Origin of the sequence: Paracoccus sp. MC1854 (assembly GCF_014164635.1) — a bacterium.
GTDB lineage: Bacteria > Pseudomonadota > Alphaproteobacteria > Rhodobacterales > Rhodobacteraceae > Paracoccus.
Window position 1 is genome coordinate 1 of sequence record NZ_JACJFU010000102.1, and the last position, 2091, is coordinate 2091.

Annotated in this window: 3 protein-coding genes and 1 pseudogene; all 4 read right to left on the reverse strand. The window is 61.9% G+C overall.

What is annotated here, in order from left to right; genetic code table 11:
• Nucleotides 1-293, reverse strand: a 293-nt coding sequence (locus H5395_RS18200) for a transposase (RefSeq protein ID WP_182793943.1), incomplete at its 3' end; no start/stop codon positions are given.
• Between the two features lie 90 nt (nt 294-383).
• Nucleotides 384-866, reverse strand: a complete 483-nt coding sequence (locus tag H5395_RS18205; RefSeq protein WP_234450874.1) for a plasmid partitioning protein RepB C-terminal domain-containing protein — start codon at nt 864-866, stop codon at nt 384-386.
• Entirely contained in the window at nt 848-1276 is a 429-nt protein-coding gene (locus H5395_RS19275; protein WP_234450873.1) for a ParB N-terminal domain-containing protein, read from the reverse strand. The genes H5395_RS18205 and H5395_RS19275 overlap by 19 nt, the downstream gene beginning before the upstream one ends.
• Nucleotides 1273-1965, reverse strand: a pseudogene (locus tag H5395_RS18210) (recombinase family protein); the annotation flags it as partial. The gene H5395_RS19275 and the pseudogene H5395_RS18210, both read right to left, overlap by 4 nt.
• Nucleotides 1966-2091 lie beyond the last annotated feature (126 nt).

The following is a 2091-nucleotide window of genomic DNA, read 5'->3' on the forward strand; positions in this document are numbered from 1 at the left end:
GCATAGCGCGCGTTCACGAGGATCACGTCGAACCCGTGCTGCTCGAGGATCTCGAAAGCCGGGATCCAGTAGACCCCGGTGGATTCCATTGCCACGCTGGTCACGCCGCAGGACCGGAACCAGTCAGCCAGATCGTGCAGATCTCGCGTGAAGGTGCCGAAAACGCGCACGGGCAGATCCGCACGGTCGGGGTGCACCGCCGCCATGTGCATCTTCGACCCGATATCGATCGCTGCGGCATTGGAATTGACCACCTTCAGGTCCGAGTGGTCGCCGGCCTGCTTCTTTGCCATGACATCTCCTCCGATCAGGCTGGAGGGCGTAGGCCGCGCAAGTTCGTCATCTTCCTAATCGGGATCACCGCCGAGGCGGTGTCACCACTCTCAAGTGCGCATCGACCCATGTGCCACGTTTTTTAACGGGGTGAGTCCCTCCAATAAGCAATCGGCAACTGCCCTCCGCTCGCGACGATAGCACAAGCTGTTTCTACTGCGCACAGGAGGGCCAGACCCGGAACAGTTTTTTAGCAGCAGCTTTTGACGTGTGGCCTCCTGCTGATAGGCCCGTACGAGGCCTTCGCTTGTTAGCGCCCGTTTCGCTCCCCGGCGTCCGATAGGGTTATTCTGGATCTGCGGGCCGCGCAGTTCCCGCTGCTGGATCAGGCGGCGCACGAGCGCCAACTTCCGGCCGCGCAGCTTGTTTTGGGTGTAGGCGTCCATCAGCGCCTTCTGCGCGCCCTTCGCGTCGGTCTTGGAAATCTGGATGGCGAGGTTCAGAGGCAGGACCCCGGTTTCCACTGCAGACACCAAGCGCTCCTCTCCCTTCTCGAGCAGCCCGGCGATCATGCTCACGTATTCGGTGGACACGCCGATCTTCTCGCCAATCTGGCGGTCAGTGTAGCCGCGCTGACGGAGCGCACCGATTCGCGCATCAGGTCGATAGGGTTGTGCTGCCGCCGGGCGCAGTTTTCGACGAGGCTCATGACAAGACAGTCGCTCTCGTCGGCGTCGATCACGATCGCCGGGATGCGGTTCTGTTTCAGTTCGATGAATGCCTCGAGCCGACCCTGTCCGCAGACAGGGTCGTATTCCTGCGGATCGGTCCCCGGCCGAGGTGCCACTGTGATCGGGCGCTTCAGGCCGATTCGGGCAATGTTCTCGACCATTTCCGCGAAGGCGCGGCGGTTACGGACGCGGGGATTCAGGATGCGGATCCTGTCGGTCGGGATTAGGCTTACCTGCTTCTGGCTGGTCGACTCAAAGTCGTCGTGCCTCATGCCACCTCCGCGATCTTGGCCCGCGAGGCGAGCGCGTAGAAGAAATCGAGCGTGTCGAACCGGTATGCATCCAGCGCGAACCCGTTTTGCTCGGCGAACTTCAGTTTTCCATAGGTCATGTCGATGCTGGGCAGCACGTAGTAGTCGCGCGGCGCCTCGTTCATCTCGTCCATGCGCATGGCGATGGTGATGTCCGGGACGAGGCCGGTGTCGAGGCGGATGCGCCACCGCAGGGCTCCGGCTGCTGTCGACGTGCATCGGGCCAGCACGATGGACAAAGTGAACTCATCGTTGACGCGAAGCATGTGGGTTTCCGGGTTTTGCAGCGCCGACCCGCCGTGCCGAGTGACCCCGGCGATAATCTCGGCCAGCAACTGCGGATGCGCCTGCCGCAGAGTGCGGTTGACCTCGATGTAACTGTAGTCCCGGTCTGGCTCGTAGCCGATCAGTCTGTATGCGCGCAGCAGGCTGCCGAAGCGACTACGATAGGCACTGGAAGACGGCAGGTCGTCTTGCTCGTCGATGATCAGCCCCGACAGCATGCCTTGGCGATTGAGGATGGTGCGTAGGGCCTCGAGCAGTTCCTCATCCGAGAAATGGCGGCTTCGGGCATCCACGATTTCCCTTGCGCGCAAGAACAGCGCTTGATCGACGATGGCGGGATATGCACCCTCCGCGCGGATCCACAGGGAGTGTCCTGAACTCCGTGTATCTGATCCGGCCCATGCGGTTTTCAGATACGGTCAGGCGTCGAAGCGCCCGGCGAACATTATGGCCAGCTGATTGCGGGCGGCAACCCATTCCCGGACGGCCCT

What these genes read in the sequence shown, in the direction of transcription:
- H5395_RS19275 (WP_234450873.1), bottom strand. Translation starts at nt 1,276, where the DNA reads ATGAGGCACGACGACTTTGAGTCGACCAGCCAGAAGCAGGTAAGCCTA.